The organism is Cohnella ginsengisoli, assembly GCF_029525555.1.
Taxonomy (GTDB): Bacteria; Bacillota; Bacilli; order Paenibacillales; family Paenibacillaceae; genus Cohnella; species Cohnella ginsengisoli.
Map to the genome: position 1 here is coordinate 198,289 of NZ_JAPDHZ010000004.1, position 18,541 is coordinate 216,829.

At 64.5% G+C, this 18,541-nt stretch carries 14 protein-coding genes and 2 pseudogenes; all 16 read left to right on the forward strand.

The window, feature by feature from the left end; translation table 11 throughout:
- The first annotated feature begins 112 nt into the window (after positions 1-112).
- The 16 genes and pseudogenes from addB (at position 113) to OMP38_RS22010 (ending at position 18,508) form a co-directional block, all read left to right on the forward strand.
- Positions 113-3,064, forward strand: coding sequence for a helicase-exonuclease AddAB subunit AddB (addB, locus tag OMP38_RS21940; protein ID WP_277567618.1), 2,952 nt, complete (start codon positions 113-115; stop codon positions 3,062-3,064).
- Positions 3,061-7,386 carry a UvrD-helicase domain-containing protein gene (locus OMP38_RS21945; RefSeq protein ID WP_338130609.1) on the forward strand — a complete coding sequence of 1,442 codons (4,326 nt, stop codon included), beginning with the start codon at positions 3,061-3,063 and terminating at the stop codon, positions 7,384-7,386. Before addB ends, OMP38_RS21945 begins: the two co-directional genes overlap by 4 nt.
- Before the next feature lie 72 nt (positions 7,387-7,458).
- On the forward strand, positions 7,459-8,055 hold the full coding sequence (locus tag OMP38_RS21950; protein ID WP_277567027.1) for a hypothetical protein: 597 nt from the start codon (positions 7,459-7,461) through the stop codon (positions 8,053-8,055).
- A gap of 95 nt (positions 8,056-8,150) precedes the next feature.
- Positions 8,151-8,507 (forward strand): histidine triad nucleotide-binding protein, encoded by a 357-nt coding sequence (locus OMP38_RS21955; RefSeq protein WP_277567028.1) that lies wholly within the window; start codon positions 8,151-8,153, stop codon positions 8,505-8,507.
- A 107-nt stretch (positions 8,508-8,614) separates the two neighbouring features.
- Positions 8,615-8,788, forward strand: a complete 174-nt coding sequence (gene rpsU, locus OMP38_RS21960; protein WP_080840534.1) for a 30S ribosomal protein S21 — start codon at positions 8,615-8,617, stop codon at positions 8,786-8,788.
- A 15-nt stretch (positions 8,789-8,803) separates the two neighbouring features.
- Positions 8,804-9,247, forward strand: a complete 444-nt coding sequence (locus tag OMP38_RS21965; RefSeq protein WP_277567029.1) for a GatB/YqeY domain-containing protein — start codon at positions 8,804-8,806, stop codon at positions 9,245-9,247.
- Between the two features lie 204 nt (positions 9,248-9,451).
- Positions 9,452-10,861 (forward strand): NfeD family protein, encoded by a 1,410-nt coding sequence (locus OMP38_RS21970; protein ID WP_277567030.1) that lies wholly within the window; start codon positions 9,452-9,454, stop codon positions 10,859-10,861.
- A gap of 31 nt (positions 10,862-10,892) precedes the next feature.
- The gene (floA, locus tag OMP38_RS21975; protein WP_090115067.1) at positions 10,893-11,882 is read left to right on the forward strand and encodes a flotillin-like protein FloA; all 990 of its coding nucleotides are present in this window, start codon (positions 10,893-10,895) and stop codon (positions 11,880-11,882) included.
- Positions 11,883-11,887: 5 nt separating this feature from the next.
- Complete coding sequence (locus OMP38_RS21980; RefSeq protein ID WP_277567031.1) at positions 11,888-12,523, forward strand: hypothetical protein; 636 nt, start codon at positions 11,888-11,890, stop codon at positions 12,521-12,523.
- A gap of 159 nt (positions 12,524-12,682) precedes the next feature.
- Positions 12,683-12,967 (forward strand): sporulation protein YqfC, encoded by a 285-nt coding sequence (yqfC, locus tag OMP38_RS21985; RefSeq protein ID WP_277567032.1) that lies wholly within the window; start codon positions 12,683-12,685, stop codon positions 12,965-12,967.
- A gap of 258 nt (positions 12,968-13,225) precedes the next feature.
- Positions 13,226-14,014 (forward strand): annotated as a pseudogene (locus OMP38_RS21990) (sporulation protein YqfD); the annotation flags it as partial.
- Positions 14,015-14,075: 61 nt separating this feature from the next.
- A pseudogene (locus tag OMP38_RS36140) lies at positions 14,076-14,207 on the forward strand (sporulation protein YqfD); the annotation flags it as partial.
- 115 nt (positions 14,208-14,322) lie between these two features.
- Positions 14,323-15,294, forward strand: a complete 972-nt coding sequence (locus OMP38_RS21995; RefSeq protein WP_277567033.1) for a PhoH family protein — start codon at positions 14,323-14,325, stop codon at positions 15,292-15,294.
- A 15-nt stretch (positions 15,295-15,309) separates the two neighbouring features.
- Entirely contained in the window at positions 15,310-17,574 is a 2,265-nt protein-coding gene (locus OMP38_RS22000; protein ID WP_277567034.1) for an HD family phosphohydrolase, read from the forward strand.
- Entirely contained in the window at positions 17,571-18,140 is a 570-nt protein-coding gene (ybeY, locus tag OMP38_RS22005; RefSeq protein WP_277567035.1) for an rRNA maturation RNase YbeY, read from the forward strand. Before OMP38_RS22000 ends, ybeY begins: the two co-directional genes overlap by 4 nt.
- A complete protein-coding gene (locus tag OMP38_RS22010; RefSeq protein WP_277567036.1) occupies positions 18,137-18,508 on the forward strand; it encodes a diacylglycerol kinase family protein in 372 nt (123 codons plus the stop codon). Before ybeY ends, OMP38_RS22010 begins: the two co-directional genes overlap by 4 nt.
- Positions 18,509-18,541: the final 33 nt, after the last annotated feature.

Sequence of the window (18,541 nt, forward strand, 5' to 3'; positions counted from 1 at the left end):
CTGCACGATCTGTCCCTGCTGTACGGGGACGTCGAGCGCGAGTTAGCGGGCCACTACCTCGACGGGGGAGGATTCGCTCGACTTTCTGATCCGCGGCGCGCCTGCGTCGACGCTGCTTCAGGACGCGGAGATTTGGCTCGACGGCTTCCACGGCTTCACGCCGAAGGAATATGGCGTCATCGAAGCGCTGCTGCGCCGCTGCGCGCGCGTATCCGCCGCGCTATGCATGGACCGTCCGTACGGGGCGGGCGAGCGTCCGGACGAACTAGACTTGTTTTATCAAACCGCGGACGCGTCCGCGCGCCTGTGCGCGACGGCCGAGGCGGCGGGCGCCACGCTCGAGCCTCCTGTCGTGCTGCGCCCCGGCGTGGCGCCGCGCTTCGCGGACTGCCCGATGCTGGCGCATCTGGAGCGGGCGATGGACGGCAGGCGCCGCTGGGACGGCGGAGAGGCGCAGCTGCAGCCGGAGCATCCGCGCTGCGGCTTGTCGATCCGGGAGGCCGCCAGCCGGAGAGCCGAAGCCGAGGCTGCGGCGAGGGACATGCTGCGGCGCGTCCGAAAGGACGGCATGCGCTGGCGCGACATGAGCGTATTCGCCCGCAATCTCGAAGATTACGGCGAGCTGCTTTCTTCCGTTTTCGAAGATTACGGCATCCCGTATTTCCTGGACGGCAAAGCGAGCGCCTCGCAGCATCCGCTCGTAGAGTTCGTTCGTTCGGCGCTGGAATGCGTGATCGGCGGCTGGCGATACGAGGCGTTTTTCCGCTGCGCGAAGACGGATCTGCTTCATCCGCAAGGGAACACCGTTGCGCGGGCGTCGGTCGACGCGCTCGAGAACTATGTCCTTGCGGCCGGCATCGACGGCTGGCGCTGGCATGACGACCGCAGCTGGTATTCGCTGTCGGCACGCGATCTGGAGGAAGAGGAAGACGAAGAAGACGGCGCCGCGCGCGGCGGCCCTTCCATGCAGGCGATCCGGGCGGCCCGCGACGCGCTGCTGGCGCCGCTCCGGACATTGGAATCGCGCTTCAAGCGGTCCAAGACGCAAGCCGACCTCAGCCGCGCGCTTTATCTTCTTTTGGAGGAGACGGCTGCGCCGGACCGCCTGGAGCTATGGAGCAGGCACGACGAACTGGCAGGCGAGCCGCTGCGCGCCCGCATGCACCGTCAGCTATGGGACGGTGCGATCGGGCTGCTCGATCAGCTCGTAGAGCTGATGGGGGACGAGCCGGCGGATCCGGCCTTGTTCGCGGGGATGCTCGACGCGGGGCTCGAGTCGATCCGCCTCGGGGTCGTGCCGCCTTCGCTCGATCGCGTCTTGGTCGGGACGCCCGAGCGCACGCGCACGGATCGCATATCGGTACTGTATCTGCTTGGCGTGAATGAAGGCATAATGCCAAGAGCGATCAAGGACGACGGCCTTTTGACCGAGGAGGAACGGGTCAAGTTGGCCGAAGCGGGCGTCGCCATGGCGCCGGGCGCCCGCCGGCGGCTGCTGGACGAGGAATTTCTCGCGTACTTGGCGCTGACGGCGCCGTCCCGGCATCTGTGGGTCAGCTACGCGCTCGCGGACGAAGAGGGCCAGAGCCTGATCAGATCCAGCCTGATCGGCCGGATCCGGTCCTGGTTCCCCGGCGTGCCGGTCCGGTCCGAGTCGGCCGAGCCGCAGCCCGGATCCTCGGACGAAGCGCAGCTGTCGTTCGCCGTCCGGCCCGGCCGCGCGCTGACGCATACGGTCGCCATGCTGCGCAGGCACAGGCAGGGCGACGCGCTGTCGCCGGGCTGGCGCTCGGCGTACCGTTGGCTCGTCGAGCGGGAGCCGTGGCGTTCGCGCCTGTCCGTCCTGCTCTCTTCGCTGCGGTTCAGCAACGAGGAGCGACCGCTCAGGCCGGAGACGAGCCTCCTGCTGTACGGCGACCGGCTGCTCGCCAGCGTGTCGCGGATGGAACGGTTCGTCGCTTGTCCGTTCAGGCATTACGCCGCGCACGGGCTCCGGCTCAAGGAGCGGCGCATGTACCGCGTGGACGCGCCGGATATCGGCCAGCTGTTCCATGCCGCCCTCCGGCAGACGACGGAAAAGCTGTTGATGGGCGATCCGTCGGCAGGAGACGCGGGCCTTTGGCATAGCGAAGCCGCGGCCGCGGTCGAGCGGCTGCTGCCGAAGGTGCAATCGCAAATTTTGCTGTCCTCGAACCGGCACCGCACGATGGCGCGCAAGCTCAGCCGGATCGTCTCGCAGACGTCCGCCATGCTCGGGGAGCATGCCGCGCTGTCCGCTTTTCGCCCGGTCGGCCTTGAAGTGGACTTCGGGCCGCAAGGTATTATGCCGCCGCTCAGCTTGTATTTGGGGGACGGCAGATGGATGGACGTCGCCGGCCGGATCGACCGGGTCGACGCGGCGGAGTCGCAGGACGGCACTCTTCTGCGGATCCTCGACTACAAATCGAGCGCGGTCAAGCTGAGGCTCGACGAAGTGGCGCACGGCCTTTCGCTGCAAATGCTGACCTACCTGGACGTCGTCGTCACGCATGCGCCGCATTGGCTAGGACGGCCGGCCAAGCCGGCGGGCGTGTTGTATTTGCACGTTCACAATCCGCTGCTGCACACGGCGAACGGTCTCGACGAGACCGGCGCGGAGGAAGCGATCCGCAAGGAATACCGCATGGAAGGGCTCGTGCTGGCCGACGGCGAAGCCGTTCAACTGATGGACGAGTCGCTCGAGAGCAGCGCCAAGTCGTCGGTCGTTCCCGTCGAATATAAAAAGGACGGCAGCTTCTCCGCCCGTTCGCAGGTGGCCGACGGCGCGCAGTGGGAGACGCTGCGCAAGGCGGTCCGCCGCAACATATCCAAGATCGGCAAGCGGATCGTGGACGGCGACGTCGATATCGCGCCTTACCGGCTGGGCAAGCGAAGCCCATGTACGGTGTGCGAGTTCCGGCCGGTATGCCAGTTCGACGGTCAGCTCGAGGGCAACCGCCATCATGCGCTGCGCCGTCCGGCGAACAAAGACGAGGTCTGGGAATGGCTCGGCGAAGACGAAGGGGAAGGAGGAGACGAATCTTGAGCGAATCGCGGGGAAACGGGGACGATGAACAGCTTGCCTTTGATTGGGACGGTCTGTTCGGCGCCGGCGGGCAGGCGGACGGAACGGACGAACGGTCCGTAATAGAAGCTGGGGCCGCGACGGGCGGACAGGAGACGGCAGAAGCCGCGAGCAAGCTCGCGTTGACCGGTGTCGCCCATGGCGGAGACGGGCTGGCGGCTACCTATGCCAGGCCCGAGGGCAGCCGCTGGACGGCGGAGCAATGGGCGGCGATCGCGGCCGGCGGCCGCGATCTGCTCGTCGCCGCGGCGGCGGGCTCGGGGAAGACCGCCGTGCTCGTCGAGCGGATCATCTCCCGCATCGCGGACGAGCGCGACCCGCTTGACGTGGACGCGCTCCTCGTCGCCACCTTCACGAAGGCCGCCGCCGCCGAGATGAAGGAGCGGATCCGGGCGGCGCTGGAGCTGAAGCTCGAGCAGTCGCCCGGATCCGCGCACCTTCGCCGGCAGCTTGCCCTGCTGCCGCGGGCGTCGATTACGACGCTGCACTCGTTTTGCATGGAGACGGTGCAGCGGTATGCGCCGCTGATCGGGCTCGATCCGGGCTTTCGGATCGCGAACGAGACCGAGGCGGAGCTGCTGCGCATGGACACGCTCGACGAGCTGTTCGAGGCGCGCTATGAAGAGGAGCTGGCGCTCGGAGAAGACGGGACGCTGGCGACGCTGGCGGACATGTACGGCGGCCAGCGCTCCGACGAGCCGCTGCATCGCCTGGTCCTGGAGCTGTTCGACTTTTCCCGCAGCCACCCGTGGCCGGATGCGTGGCTGCGCGCTACCGCGGCGAGCTTCGATATCCGCGGCGAAGCGGAGCTTGCCTCGTCGCCTTGGGTGCAGAGCATGCGCGCGGACGTGCTCCTGGCGCTGTCCGGAGCCGCAGGTCTGCTGCGCGCCGCCCGGGAGCTCGCTTCGGCGCCGGGCGGGCCTGAGCCATACGCTTCCACGCTCGCCGAGGATGCGGCGCTCGTGGCGGCGTTGACCGAGACGGTGACCAATCGGCCCTGGACGGCGTGGAGGGAGCCGTTCGCGTCGGCTTCGTTCGGACGGCTCAAGGCCTGCCGCGGCGACGGCTACGACCCGGAGCTGCAGGAACGGGTGAAGCAAATGCGGGACGAGGCCAAAAAGACGGTGACCCGGCTGGCGGAAGAATGGTTCGTCCGCTCGCCTTCGCAATACGCGGAGGAGCTCGCCGCGCTGGCGCCCAGAATGCGCGAGATCGCGGAGCTGGTCATCGCGTTCGGCGACAAGTACGAGGCGGCGAAGCGGGCGAAGGGGCTGCTCGACTTCGGCGATCTGGAGCATTACGCGCTGCGGATTTTGCGCGCTGCCGACAGCTCGCCGCAAGCGGTGCGGCCATCGGATGCCGCCCTTGCCTACCGGGAGCGCTTCAGGGAGATCCTGCTCGACGAGTATCAAGATACGAACGAGGTGCAGGAGGCGATCGTTTCCCTGATCGCGAGGACGAATCCCGGCAACGTATTCATGGTCGGCGACGTGAAGCAGAGCATTTACGGCTTCCGGCTGGCGGAGCCCGGGCTGTTCCTGGCGAAGTACAAGACCTACGACATATGGACGCCGCAGGGGCCGGAGTCTGCGGAAGGCGGCGCCGGCGAGTCGGGGACAAGCGGCGTGGATGCCGGGCTCAGAATCGACCTGGCGCGCAATTTCCGCAGCCGCAGCCGCGTGCTGGACGCGGTCAACCACGTGTTCAGGCTGATCATGCGCGAACCTGTCGGCGAGATGGACTACGACCGTCGCGCCGAGTTGATCTACGGCGAGGGTTATCCGGCCGAAGAGACGGCGGCGGACGCGTCCGGCAGAGAGGAGATGCCGTCGTATTCGGTGGAGATGCTGCTCATCGATACGGGTGCGGGGAGCGTCGGAGCTCGCAGAACCGAGAGCGCCTCGACGGATCGCGTTGCCGACACCGCCGGTGCAGGCGGCGCCGACGAGGGCCCGGAAGCCGAAGAGGAGGAGCTCGAGAGCGCCCAGCTCGAAGCCCGCTGCATCGCGGCGGAGATCGCCAGGCTGACCGGCACGGACGGCTCGGGGCGCCCGCCGTTCGCCGTCTACGACGGGCGAAGCGGCCTGCATCGCCCGCTGGCCTACCGGGACATCGTCATCCTCCTTCGGGCGGCGACTTCGCTCGCTCCCGTCGTGCTCGAGGAGCTGCGGGCGGCGGGGATTCCGGCGTACGCGGATTTGGCGACCGGCTATTTCGCGGCCGTCGAGGTCGACGTGATGTTATCCTTGCTGCACATTATCGACAATCCCGATCAGGATATCCCGCTGGCGGGCGTGCTGCGGTCCCCCATCGTCGGACTCAGCGCGGACGAGCTCGCCGCCGTTCGGATCGTCGACCGCGCCGGCTCCTTCTGGTCGGCCGTGCGAGCCGCCGCCGAAGGCATCGGGGACGAGGCGCTGCGGGACAAGCTCGCAGCCTTCGTCGAGGCGCTCGAAGGCTGGAGAACGTTCGCGCGCCGGGAGCCGCTCGGCGAGCTGCTCCATGCGTTGTACCGGGATACCGGGTACTTCGACTTCGTCGGCGGGCTTCCCGGCGGCGGGCAGCGGCAAGCGAACCTCCGAGCGCTCATCGACCGCGCCAGGCAGTACGAACGCAACTCCAGCTATCGCGGGTTGTTCCGGTTTTTGCGGTTTTTGGGGCGCATGCGCGAAACGGGCGGCGACCTGGGTGCGGCAAGGGCGGTCGGCGAACAGGAGGACGTCGTGCGCGTGGTCTCCATTCACAAGAGCAAAGGGCTCGAGTTTCCCGTCGTATTCGTAGCGGGCCTCGGACGCAGGTTCAACCGGCAGGATTTAAGCGGGATGTTTTTACGGCACAAGAAGCTGGGCTTCGGTCCGCGGATGGTGGAGCGGGTGACGCGCGTCTCCTACCCGACGCTGCCGCAGCTTGCGATCCGCCGGCGAATGAAGGCGGAGCTGCTCGCGGAGGAGATGCGCGTGCTGTACGTCGCCCTCACCCGTCCCAAGGAAAAGCTGATCTTGATCGGCACGACGAAGGACGCGGCGAGCGACCTGGATCAATGGCGTCGGACGGCCGCTGACGCAACGGATCGGCTTCAGGACCATGCCGTCGCGGCGGCCGGCCGTTATCTGGACTGGCTCGGGCCGGCCTCGGTCCTGACGGGAGCGGACTGGCTCGCCGGCGGATCGTCCGACGCGCCAGGGGCTGGCGAAGCAGCCGCTCAAGCGGCCGCGGGCGGGGACGCCGCGGCTCATCGAACGTTGCGTTTGCCTGCGCCGACAGCCTGGACATGCCGCGTCATTCCGTCCCGCGCGCTTTTATCGCCAAGAACGCAGGAGCGGTCGGCGCTGGAAGGAGAGCCGCTTTGGAACCTCGCGACGCGGCTCGAGCCGCTGCCCGGTCCGGCATCTCCCGCTGGGGAGGCCGCTTATGCCGCGCTTTCCTGGCAGGATCCGCACGCGGCCGCCTCGCGGGCGGCGGCCAAAACGTCGATTACCGCGATGAAGTCCGCGCGCGACTTCGATGGCGCCGGTCGTCCCGCGGCCGGATCGGCGGCAGGCGAACGGACGAAGACACTTGAACCGGCGGACGACCTCGACGCGCAGCAAGACCGCAGTGGCGCCGGGGGCTTTCCGGAACCGCAGGATTCGGCGCAAATGCCGGATCTGGAGGAAATGCGCCACCCGGCCTGGAATCCCGAAGAAGTGCCCGATTCCGGCTATTGGACGTATCGCCTGCGCCGGCCGAAGTTCATGGCCGCCAGAAGGATGAGCGCGGCGGAGCGGGGCACGGCCGTGCATCTGGTGATGCAGCATTTGCCGATCGGCCGATCGCCGGATCGCGCGGAAGCCGAAGTGGCGGCGCTGCTCGAGCGTCTGACCGCGCAGCTGATTCTGACGCAAGAGCAACGAGAGGCTGCGGAACGCGTCGATATCGCCTCCTTTTTCCGAACGGAGCTGTACGCGCGAATGGGCCGGGCCGCCCGTCTCTGGCGGGAATGGCCGTTCAGCGCGGGCATTCCCGCGGCTGAAGCGCATCCCTCGGCCGACGCCGACGAGCTGAAAGGGGAGACGGTTCTCATTCAAGGCGTGCTCGATTGTCTGTTCGACGATGGCGAGCGCCTCGTGCTGGTCGATTATAAGACCGATGCCGTCCCGGACCGCGACTGGCAGGCGGCAGCGGAAAAGCATCGATTCCAGATGGAGATGTACGCGCGCGCCGTCGAAGGCATCATGGGGAGAAAGGTCGACGAGGGCCATATCTACTTCGTGGAGGGCGGCGTCGGCGTGCAGCTCTATTAAGTTCCGCATATCCGCAACGGTCCGGTCGCCGGGCCGTATAACCTCCTGAATTCGAATGAGAGGACTGGGGTCATGTCAGGCAAAAAGAAATACACCGTACCGATCATGCTGGCGATCATCACGATGCTGACGTTTTTGATCGTCGTGCTGTTCTCCCGCGTGCTTCTGGACGGGCAATCGCTGAAGACCGAACGGGGCCAGCGGCTTGCGTCGAGCTACAACTATTGCATCTTGTACGCGACTGCACTGAAGGATGGCTCCGCCGGTCTGCTCGAAGCGGACAACGAAGAAGCCCGCATGCAGGCCGCAAAGATGTTGGGCAAGCTTGACACCGCCGCCGGAGAATGCGGCGTCGGCGTGCTGTTTGAATCCGGCACGCGCACGGGCCTGAGCAATGAAGAAGCCACGTTGGCCGCCTCCGAGCCGATGCAGAAGATCAGCGCCGCGCTCGAGCCGGTCGGCGCAAGCGGCGAAGCGCTCACCCCGGAAGAGCGGGCCACCCTGACCGCGGCGGCTGCATCCGCGGACAAGCTGTCCGGCATACTAAGCGCCTATACGGCGCCGACGGGTCCCGACCGGTTCAGGCAAATGCAGGCCGGCGTCGACTGGGTGCCCGTCGCGCAGGACTTTGTCAAAGCGCTGAAGGAAGCGGCCGCCGCGATCGGTTGACGGTTTTCCCGCGAGCGCGGGCCGCGATTGGACGAGCCCTGCGGACGTAGAGTATGATATTCATATACGAAGCACACTAGCTGGAGGCTGAGCCTATGGATACGCTGTTTACCAAGATCATCAACCGCGAGATTCCGGCCGATATCGTGTACGAGGACGAGGACGTGCTGGCCTTCAGGGACATCCGCCCGCAAGCGCCCGTTCATGTGTTAGTCATTCCCAAAAAGCCGATCCCGACGATGGACGCCGCCGAGCCGGAGGACGCGCTGCTGCTGGGCAAGCTCATGCTCGCCGCGCAGCGGGTCGCCAGGGACTCGGGCATCGCCGAGAGCGGCTACCGCCTGATCAACAACTGCAATCCCGACAGCGGGCAGGAAGTGTACCACGTACATATTCACGTGCTGGGCGGGGAAAAACTCGGACCGCTGAACGCCCGTCCGGCGCAAGCATAATTCCTTTCAAATTCGGCCTCGGGAAAGTTGACACTGCCTTTCCCGATCGCCTATAATGAAGTTTGATAACCGTGTGTTGTGGTCTGTTCCGGAGGGAGGGAAAACAGGTGTCCGAAACGAAAGTTCGCAAAAATGAAACACTCGACGCTGCACTCCGCCGCTTCAAGCGTTCGATCGCTAAAGACGGCGTTCTCGCGGAACTGAAAAAACGCAAGCACTACGAGAAACCGAGCGTTAAGCGGAAGAAGAAGTCCGAGGCTGCTCGTAAACGCAAGTTCTAGGAGGAATAACGCATTATGAACCTCGCGGACCGTTTGAACGAAGACATGAAGCAGGCGATGAGGGCCCAGGATAAGTTTCGCCTGACCACGATTCGCATGGTTCGTGCGGCGGTCAAGAATCAAGAGATTGAGCTGCGCCGCCCGCTCGAGGATAACGAAGTTATCGAGATCCTGAGCCGCGAAGTCAAACAACGCAAGGATTCCCTCCAGGAATTCGGCAAAGCGGGCCGCGACGATCTGGCCACGGCCGCAGCGTCGGAGATCGACATCATCAGCGAGTACCTGCCCACACAGCTAGGCGAAGAAGAAATCAAGACTCTCGTTACACAGACCATTCAAGAGACCGGTGCTTCTTCCAAAGCGGATATGGGCAAGTTAATGGGTGCACTGATGCCCAAGGTGAAGGGACGCGCGGACGGCAAGCTCGTCAACCAGATCGTCCAACAACTACTGCAATGATCATCTCGAGAACGACAGGCACTCTCCGTCAGGGGAGTGCTTTTTGCGTCCTTGCGGCAGCTTAAGGGTACAATAAATGGAGACACCTCGGCGCAAATATGAAACGTAAAGCCCTTACATAACGTACTGAAAGTCATACGGGGCTGCGGTATGCCGCATGATAACCGCAACCGGAGTTTCCCGGGGGAGGGGGGAGAAGCTTTTTTGACCCGTCAAGGTGAAACGAAAGCGAAGACGCGGCGGACGCGCGCTCGGCTGATGTGGCCGCTGGCCACGCTGTTGCTGCTGGCGTTCTCGTTTGCGGCAAGCGAGCCTTCCGCCAAGGCAGAAACGAAGGCATCGCCCGCCGCCGCAAAAGGCTATTCTGTGTACGTCATTCCGGTGACCATGACGGTAGAACGCGGACTCGCCTCATTTCTGGATCGGGCGTTGACGGAGGCGGAGGAAGCCGGCGCCGCGCTCGCCGTGCTGGAGATCGATACGCCTGGAGGCAGCCTCGCCAGCGCGGAAGCGATCGGGGAGCGCATCCGTTCGGCCAAGATTCCGACGATGGCGTTCGTCAAAGGCAAGGCCGCGTCGGCAGGCGCCTACATCGCGCTCAACGCGAACCGCCTCTATATGTCGCCCGGCTCCACGATCGGCGCCGCGATGGTGGTGAACGCCGCCGGCGAGGCCGTCGAGAGCCCGAAGATCGTTTCCTTTTGGAGCAAGCAGATGAGCTCGGCAGCCGAGATGAACGGACGCGACGGACGGATCGCCGTCGGCATGGTGGATCCGAACGCGGTCGTCGAGATCAAGGGGCTAAACCGGACCAAGCCGAAGGGCGAGATCATCTCCCTGAGCGCCGACGAGGCGTTAAAGGCGGGGTATGCGGAAGGGCAAGCGGAGACGGTGGATCAAGCAATCGCCGCAGAAGGGCTTGCGGAGCTCACGGTCGTTCACGAAAATCCGACCCTTGCAGAACGCGTCTCGCAGACGCTCACGAGTCAGGCGATATCGACGCTGCTGCTTATCGTCGGCATCGCAGGCATACTCATCGAACTGGTCGTACCCGGCTTCGGCGTTCCCGGTATATTAGGATTGCTATCGTTCGGCTTGTACTTTTTCGGGCAGCAGATTGCCGGGTTTGCCGGACGCGAATCGATCGTGCTGTTCGTGGCCGGCGTCGTCTTTATCGTCCTGGAAATGTTCGTCCCAAGCTTCGGCATCCTCGGCTTGTTGGGCGGGGCAGGCATCGTCAGCGGCGTCGTTACCGCCGCCTACGATACGGGCAACGCGTTCGAATCTCTAGGGTACGCCTTGCTGATCGCGCTTGTGCTCGTTCTCTTCGTCGCGTACGTCTTCCGCAGGCGCGGGATATGGAACCGGTTCATCCTGCAGGAGCGTCTTACTGCCGAGCAGGGCTTCGTTCCGAGCGGCGACGATCGCGAGCTGCTCGTGGGGAGCGAGGGCATGACGCTGTCGCCGCTTCGACCGTCCGGCGTCGCCGAGATCGGAGGACGACGCGTCGACGTCATTTCGAGCGGACAGTTTTTGAACGCCGGACAGCGGATCGAGGTCGTATCCGTCGACGGGACGAGAATTTTGGTCAGAGCCATGCACCAGACGGAGTAAGCTAAATTTATTCGATACGGAGGGATTGCGTTTGGATCCGAATGTACAGCTTTTGATTATCGGCGCACTGATTATTATCGCGCTTGCCGTGTTTTTCAGCTTTTTCCCGTTTATGCTCTGGATATCCGCCCTCGCTTCCGGCGTGCGGATCAGCATCATCACGCTCGTCGCCATGCGGCTTCGCCGCGTCGTGCCAAGCCGGATCGTCAATCCGATGATCAAGGCGACCAAAGCCGGGCTAGGGCTTAATATCAATCAGCTGGAAAGCCACTTTCTCGCTGGGGGCAACGTCGACCGCGTCGTCAACGCGCTGATCGCGGCGCAGCGGGCGAACATCCCGCTTCCGTTCGAGCGGGCGGCCGCGATCGATCTGGCGGGCCGCGACGTGCTCCAGGCCGTGCAAATGAGCGTCAACCCGCGCGTCATCGAGACGCCGGTCGTATCGGCCGTCGCCAAGGACGGCATCGAGGTGAAGGTCAAGGCAAGAGTCACCGTGCGCGCCAATATCGACCGGCTCGTCGGCGGCGCCGGCGAAGAGACGATCATCGCCCGCGTCGGGGAAGGCATCGTCAGTACGAACGGCTCGGCTAATTCGCACAAGGACGTGCTTGAAAATCCAGATCTCATCTCGCGGACCGTGCTTGCCAAAGGTCTCGACGCAGGGACTGCCTTCGAGATTTTGTCGATCGATATCATGGACGTCGACATCGGCAAAAACATCGGCGCCCATCTTCAAACGGAGCAAGCGGAGGCCGACAAGCGCATCGCGCAGGCCAAGGCGGAGGAGCGTCGCGCGATGGCCGTCGCGCAGGAGCAGGAGATGAAGGCGCGCGTCGTCGAGATGCGGGCGAAGGTCGTCGAGTCCGAGTCCGACGTGCCGCTCGCGATGGCCGAAGCGCTGCGCGGCGGCAAGATGGGCGTCATGGATTATATGAATCTGAAAAACCTCGAGGCGGATACGCAAATGCGCGGTTCGATCGGCAAGGGCGAGGCGGGTTCTAACAACGGCGAGGAGCGTTGACCGCCATGGAGCAGTTGATCCGTTTTTTGCTCGGGAACATTTACTTTGTCATCGTGGCGCTGGGCATCCTGTTCGTCCTGTTCCGCAAATCGCCGCTTGAAAAGCCGCCGGACGGCAGGCCGGGCAATCGCCCATCCGGGCGCATGCCGGACTTCGGCGGGGCCGGTCTGCCGCGTCCGATGCGGCCGGCAGCGGATCCGAAGCCGGCTCCCAGGCCGATGACCGCGCAGCAGCCGATCGAGCGGCGGGAGGGACCGGCAGCATCCGAACGGAGGCAGCCGCCGATCGTGACGCTGCCCGCGCGTCCGCGCAGCGTAGACGCGGCAGAAGAGGAGCGCGGAGCTCCTGCCGGCGACAGGCAGATCGTCTACCGCAGCCCTGGCAGTCCGCCGCCGACGCCCGTGCCGTGGGCCGGCGAAGGCGAATCGGGCGGCGAAGGCGTGCCCTCCGCATCCGCGGCACAAGCCGCGCGCGAGGACGCAGCCTATCACGCGGACGCGAACGCATCGCCGCTGTACGCATCCGCGCAGCCGCAGGGCGCTGTGTCCCAGGCTAGGCCGAAGCACAGCGAGCTGGCTCGCGCCGTGATGTGGGCAGAGATTTTGGGACCGCCGCGTTCGCGCAAGCCTTTTCGAAGATAGCGATGCTGTTAAACATGAACGTATGAGCCGTCTTGCTCGGGAATCGTCCCGGCAAGGCGGCTTTTATATGCCTTGTCAGCCGCCGGGGCGCCTGCCGCCGTTCTCATATTCTCCGCGCGCCTCGCATATAGATGGAACGTATGGGAGGGGGGACGCGTCATGCCGCGTGTCGGACGCAAGCTGCGCAAATGGACGGCCCGCGTCCTCGATCTGCCGCAGGACGTCGTCATGGACGTGCCGCGGATCACGATGATCGCGGGACTCCAGCTGACGGTGGAAAATCATCGCGGCGTGCTTCACTTTTCGCAGGATCGGCTGCGGCTCGCGATGGACCGCGGCGAGCTGGAGATCATCGGGAGCGATCTCGTCATCCGGCTCATCGGAGGCGAGGAAGTGTTCGTCGAAGGGAAAATCACCGGCGTGCTGCTGCATCCGGGCGATTGAGAGCCGCGGCGGCAGCGCTTCGGCGCGATAGCCCGTTCGGGCCGGTACACCGGGAACGGGGCGCATAAACGGATTGCAGGGCGCCGCTGCGGCGGCCGCCGGCGTTCATGCGGGGGGACAAGCCTGTAGAGGGGGAGAAGCCGTTGAAGGGTCAATGGTTAAGCTTCATGCGCGGCAGCGTGCGCGTCAGACTCGTCGGCGGGGACAGCCGAATCTTTTTGAACGCCGCCGGCTCGAATCGGATCGAACTGTGGGGGGATCGCTTACGACCGGGAAGGGCGGTTATCGTTCTGGGTTTCCGTGCCGGACTTTTTCTCGCTGCGCCCGTTGCTCCGCATGGCGGGCAGCCGCCCGCGCGTGCTGGAGCGCCGCGGCTTGCCTTTCAAGCTGGGCCGCCTGTCCCGGCGCAAGACGTTCGCGGGCGGCCTGCTGTTTTTCGTCGCGGCGTTGTTTGCGCTGTCGACGCTCGTGTGGGACGTGCAGGTTCATACGGACGACACGGTGCCCGAAGCGGAGATCCGCAAGGCCGCGGCCGCGGAAGGCATTCGGCCGCTGCAATGGTCTCCCCGCCTGCCGGATGCCACGGAACTGGCGCACCGGCTCGCGCGCAGGCTGCCCGACGCGGCGTGGGTAGGCGTGGAGAAAAGCGGGACGCGCTACGTCATTAATGTCATTCGGTCAAACAAGCCCGAAGTGAATAAAGAAAGCGGACCGAGCGACCTGATCGCGAAGGCGGACGCCGTCGTGACGCGGATCGTCGCGGAGAGCGGCAAGCCGCAGGTCGCGCGCAACGCGCGCGTGCGCAAGGGAGAGACGCTGATCTCCGGACAACTCGGCGAAGCCGACCGGGTCAAGCTGGTCGCTTCGGAGGGCGAAGTGCGCGGTCTCGTCTGGTACGAATACGGCATCGTGTCGCCGCTGGCGCGAAGCACGAACTATTATACGGGCGATTCGGCGGACCGGACCTATCTCGTCATCGGCAACCGGGCGCTGCAGACGAGCGGCTACGGACAGGAGCCGTACGCGGCATCGAACACGTTCGCGGATTGGCGGACGTTCAAGTGGGGGGAGCTGGACGCTGCCCTTCGCCATCCTGAAGGAAAAGGAAATGGCGGTCGAAAAACGGAGCGAACGCCTGACGCCCGGCGCGGCGAGAGATGCCGGGCTGGCGCAAGCGCGGGCTGAAGCGTTGTCCGCGGCGGGCGAGGACGCCGTCATCAAGGCGGAAAAAATTTTGCATGAACAAACGGAGAATGGTAAAGTGATGATACGCGTACTGTTTGAAATCGAACAATCGATTGCCGTACGGCGCCCGATCGCGACCGATCCCAAGACGCAGGGGGGAATGAGGCTTTTTGACAGACAGCAGGCAGTTCATTACGATTCCTCTCCGCAACGCCGCGGAGGGACTGGCTTTGTTCGGTCCGCAGGACAAGTACCTACGCATGATCCAACAGGAGACGGCAGCCGTCATCCATTCCCGCGACGCGGAGATTACCGTCGAGGGCGCGGAGGACGAACTGCGGTCTCTTCAACAATTTTTCGACACGGTCCTCCAGCTGATCCGCAGCGGCCTTACCGTAGGGGAGCGCGACATGCGCTACACCTTCGAGCTGGCCCGCGAGATGAAAGCAGACCAGCTGCTCGCGCTGTTCCAGGGCGAGATCACGACCACGTACCGGGGCAAGCCGATCGCCCCCAAGACGCTCGGCCAACGCCATTACATTACGATGATCCGCAAAAAGGACATCGTGTTCGGCATCGGTCCCGCCGGCACCGGCAAGACGTATCTGGCCGTCGTATCGGCCGTGGCCGCGCTCAAGGAAGGGCGGGTCAAGCGCATTCTGCTGACCCGCCCCGCCGTAGAAGCAGGGGAGAATCTGGGCTTCCTGCCGGGCGACATGCAGGAGAAGGTCGACCCTTACCTGCGACCGCTCTACGACGCGCTGAACGACGTGCTCGGCCCCGAAGGCGTCGCCAAGGCGCTCGAGCGGGGCATGATCGAGATCGCGCCGCTCGCCTATATGCGCGGGCGCACGCTCGACGATTCGTACGTCATCCTCGACGAGGCGCAGAATACGACCGGCGAGCAGATGAAGATGTTTTTGACGCGCCTCGGCTTCGGCTCCCGGATGGTCATCACCGGCGACGTGACGCAGATCGACCTGCCCAAGGGCAAGAAGTCCGGCCTGAACGAAGCGCAGCGCATTCTGAAGGATATCCCCGAGATCGGCCTCGTGTACTTCTCCGAGCAGGACGTCGTCCGCCATGCGCTCGTGCAGAAGATCATCGTGGCTTATCAGAAGGACGACGAGACAAATACGTAAAGGAGCGAGCGCCGGATGAATCGGACACGAAGCGGCCCGGCGGGTACTTTATCATCCTTTGCTGCTGCAGGATGGAAGCAGAGCGCGGCGGTCAAGGGGCTGCTGCTGCTCGCGTTCGTCCTGCTGTTTTATTTCAGCCTGGCGACGCGACTCGTGCCGGAGACTTACGATATCACCCTGGGCGCGAAGAGCGAGCACGACATCAAGGCGCCGCATCAGGCGACCGACGAGAAGGCGACGCTCAAAGCCCAGGAGGAAGCGGCCGAAAAGATCGGCGCCATCTATCCGTACGTGGCGCTGCACAATGAAAATCTGATCGACAGCATCCTCGTCCGCATCGACCAGCTCAACCAGGACGACCAGGTGACGCTGGAGCAGAAGATCGAGATCTACCGCACCGAGCTGCCGGGCAGGGTGGATCAATTCATCGATACGTTCATCAGCACGAATTCGGGCTCCGGCGTCTATTCGGCGAGTTTGTTCGCGGAAATGAAAAAGGCCGTCCAGGCGCAGGCGTACCGGATACCCGAAGAGACGTTTTACAAGCTGCCGAAGCTGACGACCGAGCAAATCGCGGAGATGCGTACCGTCGGCCGCGATGTCGTCCGCAGGCTGATGGCCGATCCGATCACGGACGCCGAAGCCGCGCGCGCGAAGGTGGCGGAGCTGGTCAACGGCAGCTCGCTCGCGCTCAAGACCCAGCGGGAGATCGTGCAGGAGCTGTCCAGGTTCGTCCTGACGCCGAACAAGTTCTACGACAAGGACGCGACCGAAGAAGCCAAGGTCCAGGCCAAGCAAAATACGCCGCTCGTCGTCATCAAGCAGGGCGACGTGATCGTCAAGGGCGGACAAGTCATCGACCAGGAAACTTACGAGCGGCTCGACGCCTTCGGCCTGCTGCAGGAGCAGCGGACCTATTGGCCGCAGCTCGGCGCGCTTATGCTGGCGGTGCTGTTCATGCTCGCGCTCTATAGCTACGCGGAGCTGACGGCTTCCGCGGCCAAGCCGGCGATGAAGCGGACGAACGTCGACTGGCTCATGCTTTTATTCATTTTCGCCATCAACATTCTCGTCATGCACCTGGTCGCGTTGGCGCACAGCGAGGCGTGGCCGTATATCATCTATATCGCGCCGCTCGCGCTCGGCAGCATGCTGATGACGCTGCTCATCGACGTGCAGACCGCGATGGTCGGCTCGCTGTTGTTCACGATACACGCGAGCATCGTCATGAACGTCGAGCAGACGAGCCTGTTCGATTTCCGCTTCGGCTTCGTCGCCGCAGTCGTGCTGTTCACGTCGGTGCTGGCGATCCACCGGGCGAGCCAACGGTCGGCCATCCTGAAGGCCGGGATCATGGTCAGCCTGTTCGGCTCGTTCGCGGTGACCGCGCTGACGCTGGTCGGCCCGGACCCGGACCGGGCGCAGCTCGTCCAGTCGGTCGGCTTCATGCTCGCGAGCGGCCTCCTGACCGCCGTCCTCGTCATCGGCATCATGCCGTTTTTCGAGATGACGTTCGGGATCTTGTCCGCGCTCAAGCTGGTGGAGCTGTCCAATCCGAACCACCCGCTGCTTCGCAAGCTGCTGACGGAGACGCCGGGAACCTATCATCACAGCTTGATGGTAGGCAACTTGTCCGAGGCGGCGGCGGAGTCGGTCGGCGCGAACGGATTGCTCTGCCGGGTCGGCTCCTTCTACCACGACGTCGGCAAGACGAAGCGGCCGCTCTATTTTATCGAAAATCAAAACGGCGGGGACAATCCGCACGACAAGCTCGATCCGAAGGTCAGCGCCTCGATCATCATCGCTCACGCCCGCGACGGCGCGGAGATGCTGAAGGCCCACAAGCTGCCTAAGCAGATCCGGGACATCGCCGAGCAGCACCACGGCACGACTTTCCTGAAGTTTTTTTATTACAAGGCGGTTAAGCAGGCGGAGCAGGCCGGCGTGGACAATGAATGGACGGAGGACGACTTCCGTTATCCCGGTCCCAAGGCGCAGTCCAAGGAAGCGGCCATCGTCGGCATCGCGGACAGCGTAGAAGCGGCGGTCCGTTCGCTAGGGGCGCCTACTGTGGAGCAGGTCGAATCGATCATCGCCAAGATCATCAAGGACCGGCTCGACGACGGACAGCTGAGCGAATGCGACCTGACCGTGCGGGAGCTGAACCAGATTCAGGAGACGCTGAAGACGACCGTCATCGGCATGTTCCACTCGCGGATCAAGTATCCGGAAGAAAGCGCCGTAAAAAACGAGACCGACAAAAAGGAGCGGGAAGCATGAGCCTGAAGCTGGAATGGGTGGACGAGCGCGAGGAAGCTTCCGCGGGCGAAGAGGGCTGGCCGTCGTTGTTGACGCGACTGTTGAACGAAGCCGGCGGAGCCGAGGGCGTCGCAGACGGGATCGTGACGCTGACGCTGACGGACAACGAGGGCATCCGCGAGTTGAACCGGACGTACAGAGGCCTGGACAAGGCAACGGACGTTCTGTCGTTCCCGATGCGGGAGCAGGGCGCGGAGGAATTCGAGATTTTGTACGAGGACGATTACGAGACGACGACGGTCGATATCTTGAATGGCGAAGCGGGCGACGACGAGGCGCAGGCCGACGACGGGCTTCAGACGGGCGCCGGCCGCATCGAGGAGCTGCTCGGCGATATCGTCATCTCGGTGCCGCGGATGCACGAACAGGCCGTCGAATACGGCCATAGCGCCGAGCGCGAGCTCGGCTTCCTGTTCGTGCACGGCTTCCTTCACCTGCTGGGCTACGACCACGGCACGGAGGAAGAGGAGCGGACGATGTTCGCCAAGCAAGAAGCGGTACTCGCGAAGGCGGGCTTGACGCGGTGAGCCGCAACCAGTCCGAGCTGGCGTCGTTCCGTCAGGCGCTCCTCGGGATCGCGCACGCGCTGCGTACGGAGCCGCATATGCGCTTCCACCTCGCGGCGAGCGCCGTGGTGTTGATCGTCGCCGCCTGGCTCGGGCTGCCGCGCGGGGACTGGATGTGGCTGCTCGCGGCGTGCACGGCCGTGCTCTGCGCGGAGCTGGTCAACACGGCCGTAGAGCGCGCGGTCGATCATGCTTCGCTGGAGCGGAGCGAGCTGGCCAAAGCGGCGAAGGATACGGCGGCGGGCGCGGTGCTGATCGCTTCGGTATTCGCGGCGGCCGTGGGCTTGATCGTGCTTCTGCCTCCCTTATGGGAGCGGATCTCGGGTTAATTGACTTCGGGCCTCGCTAGGCCCGATTCGGAG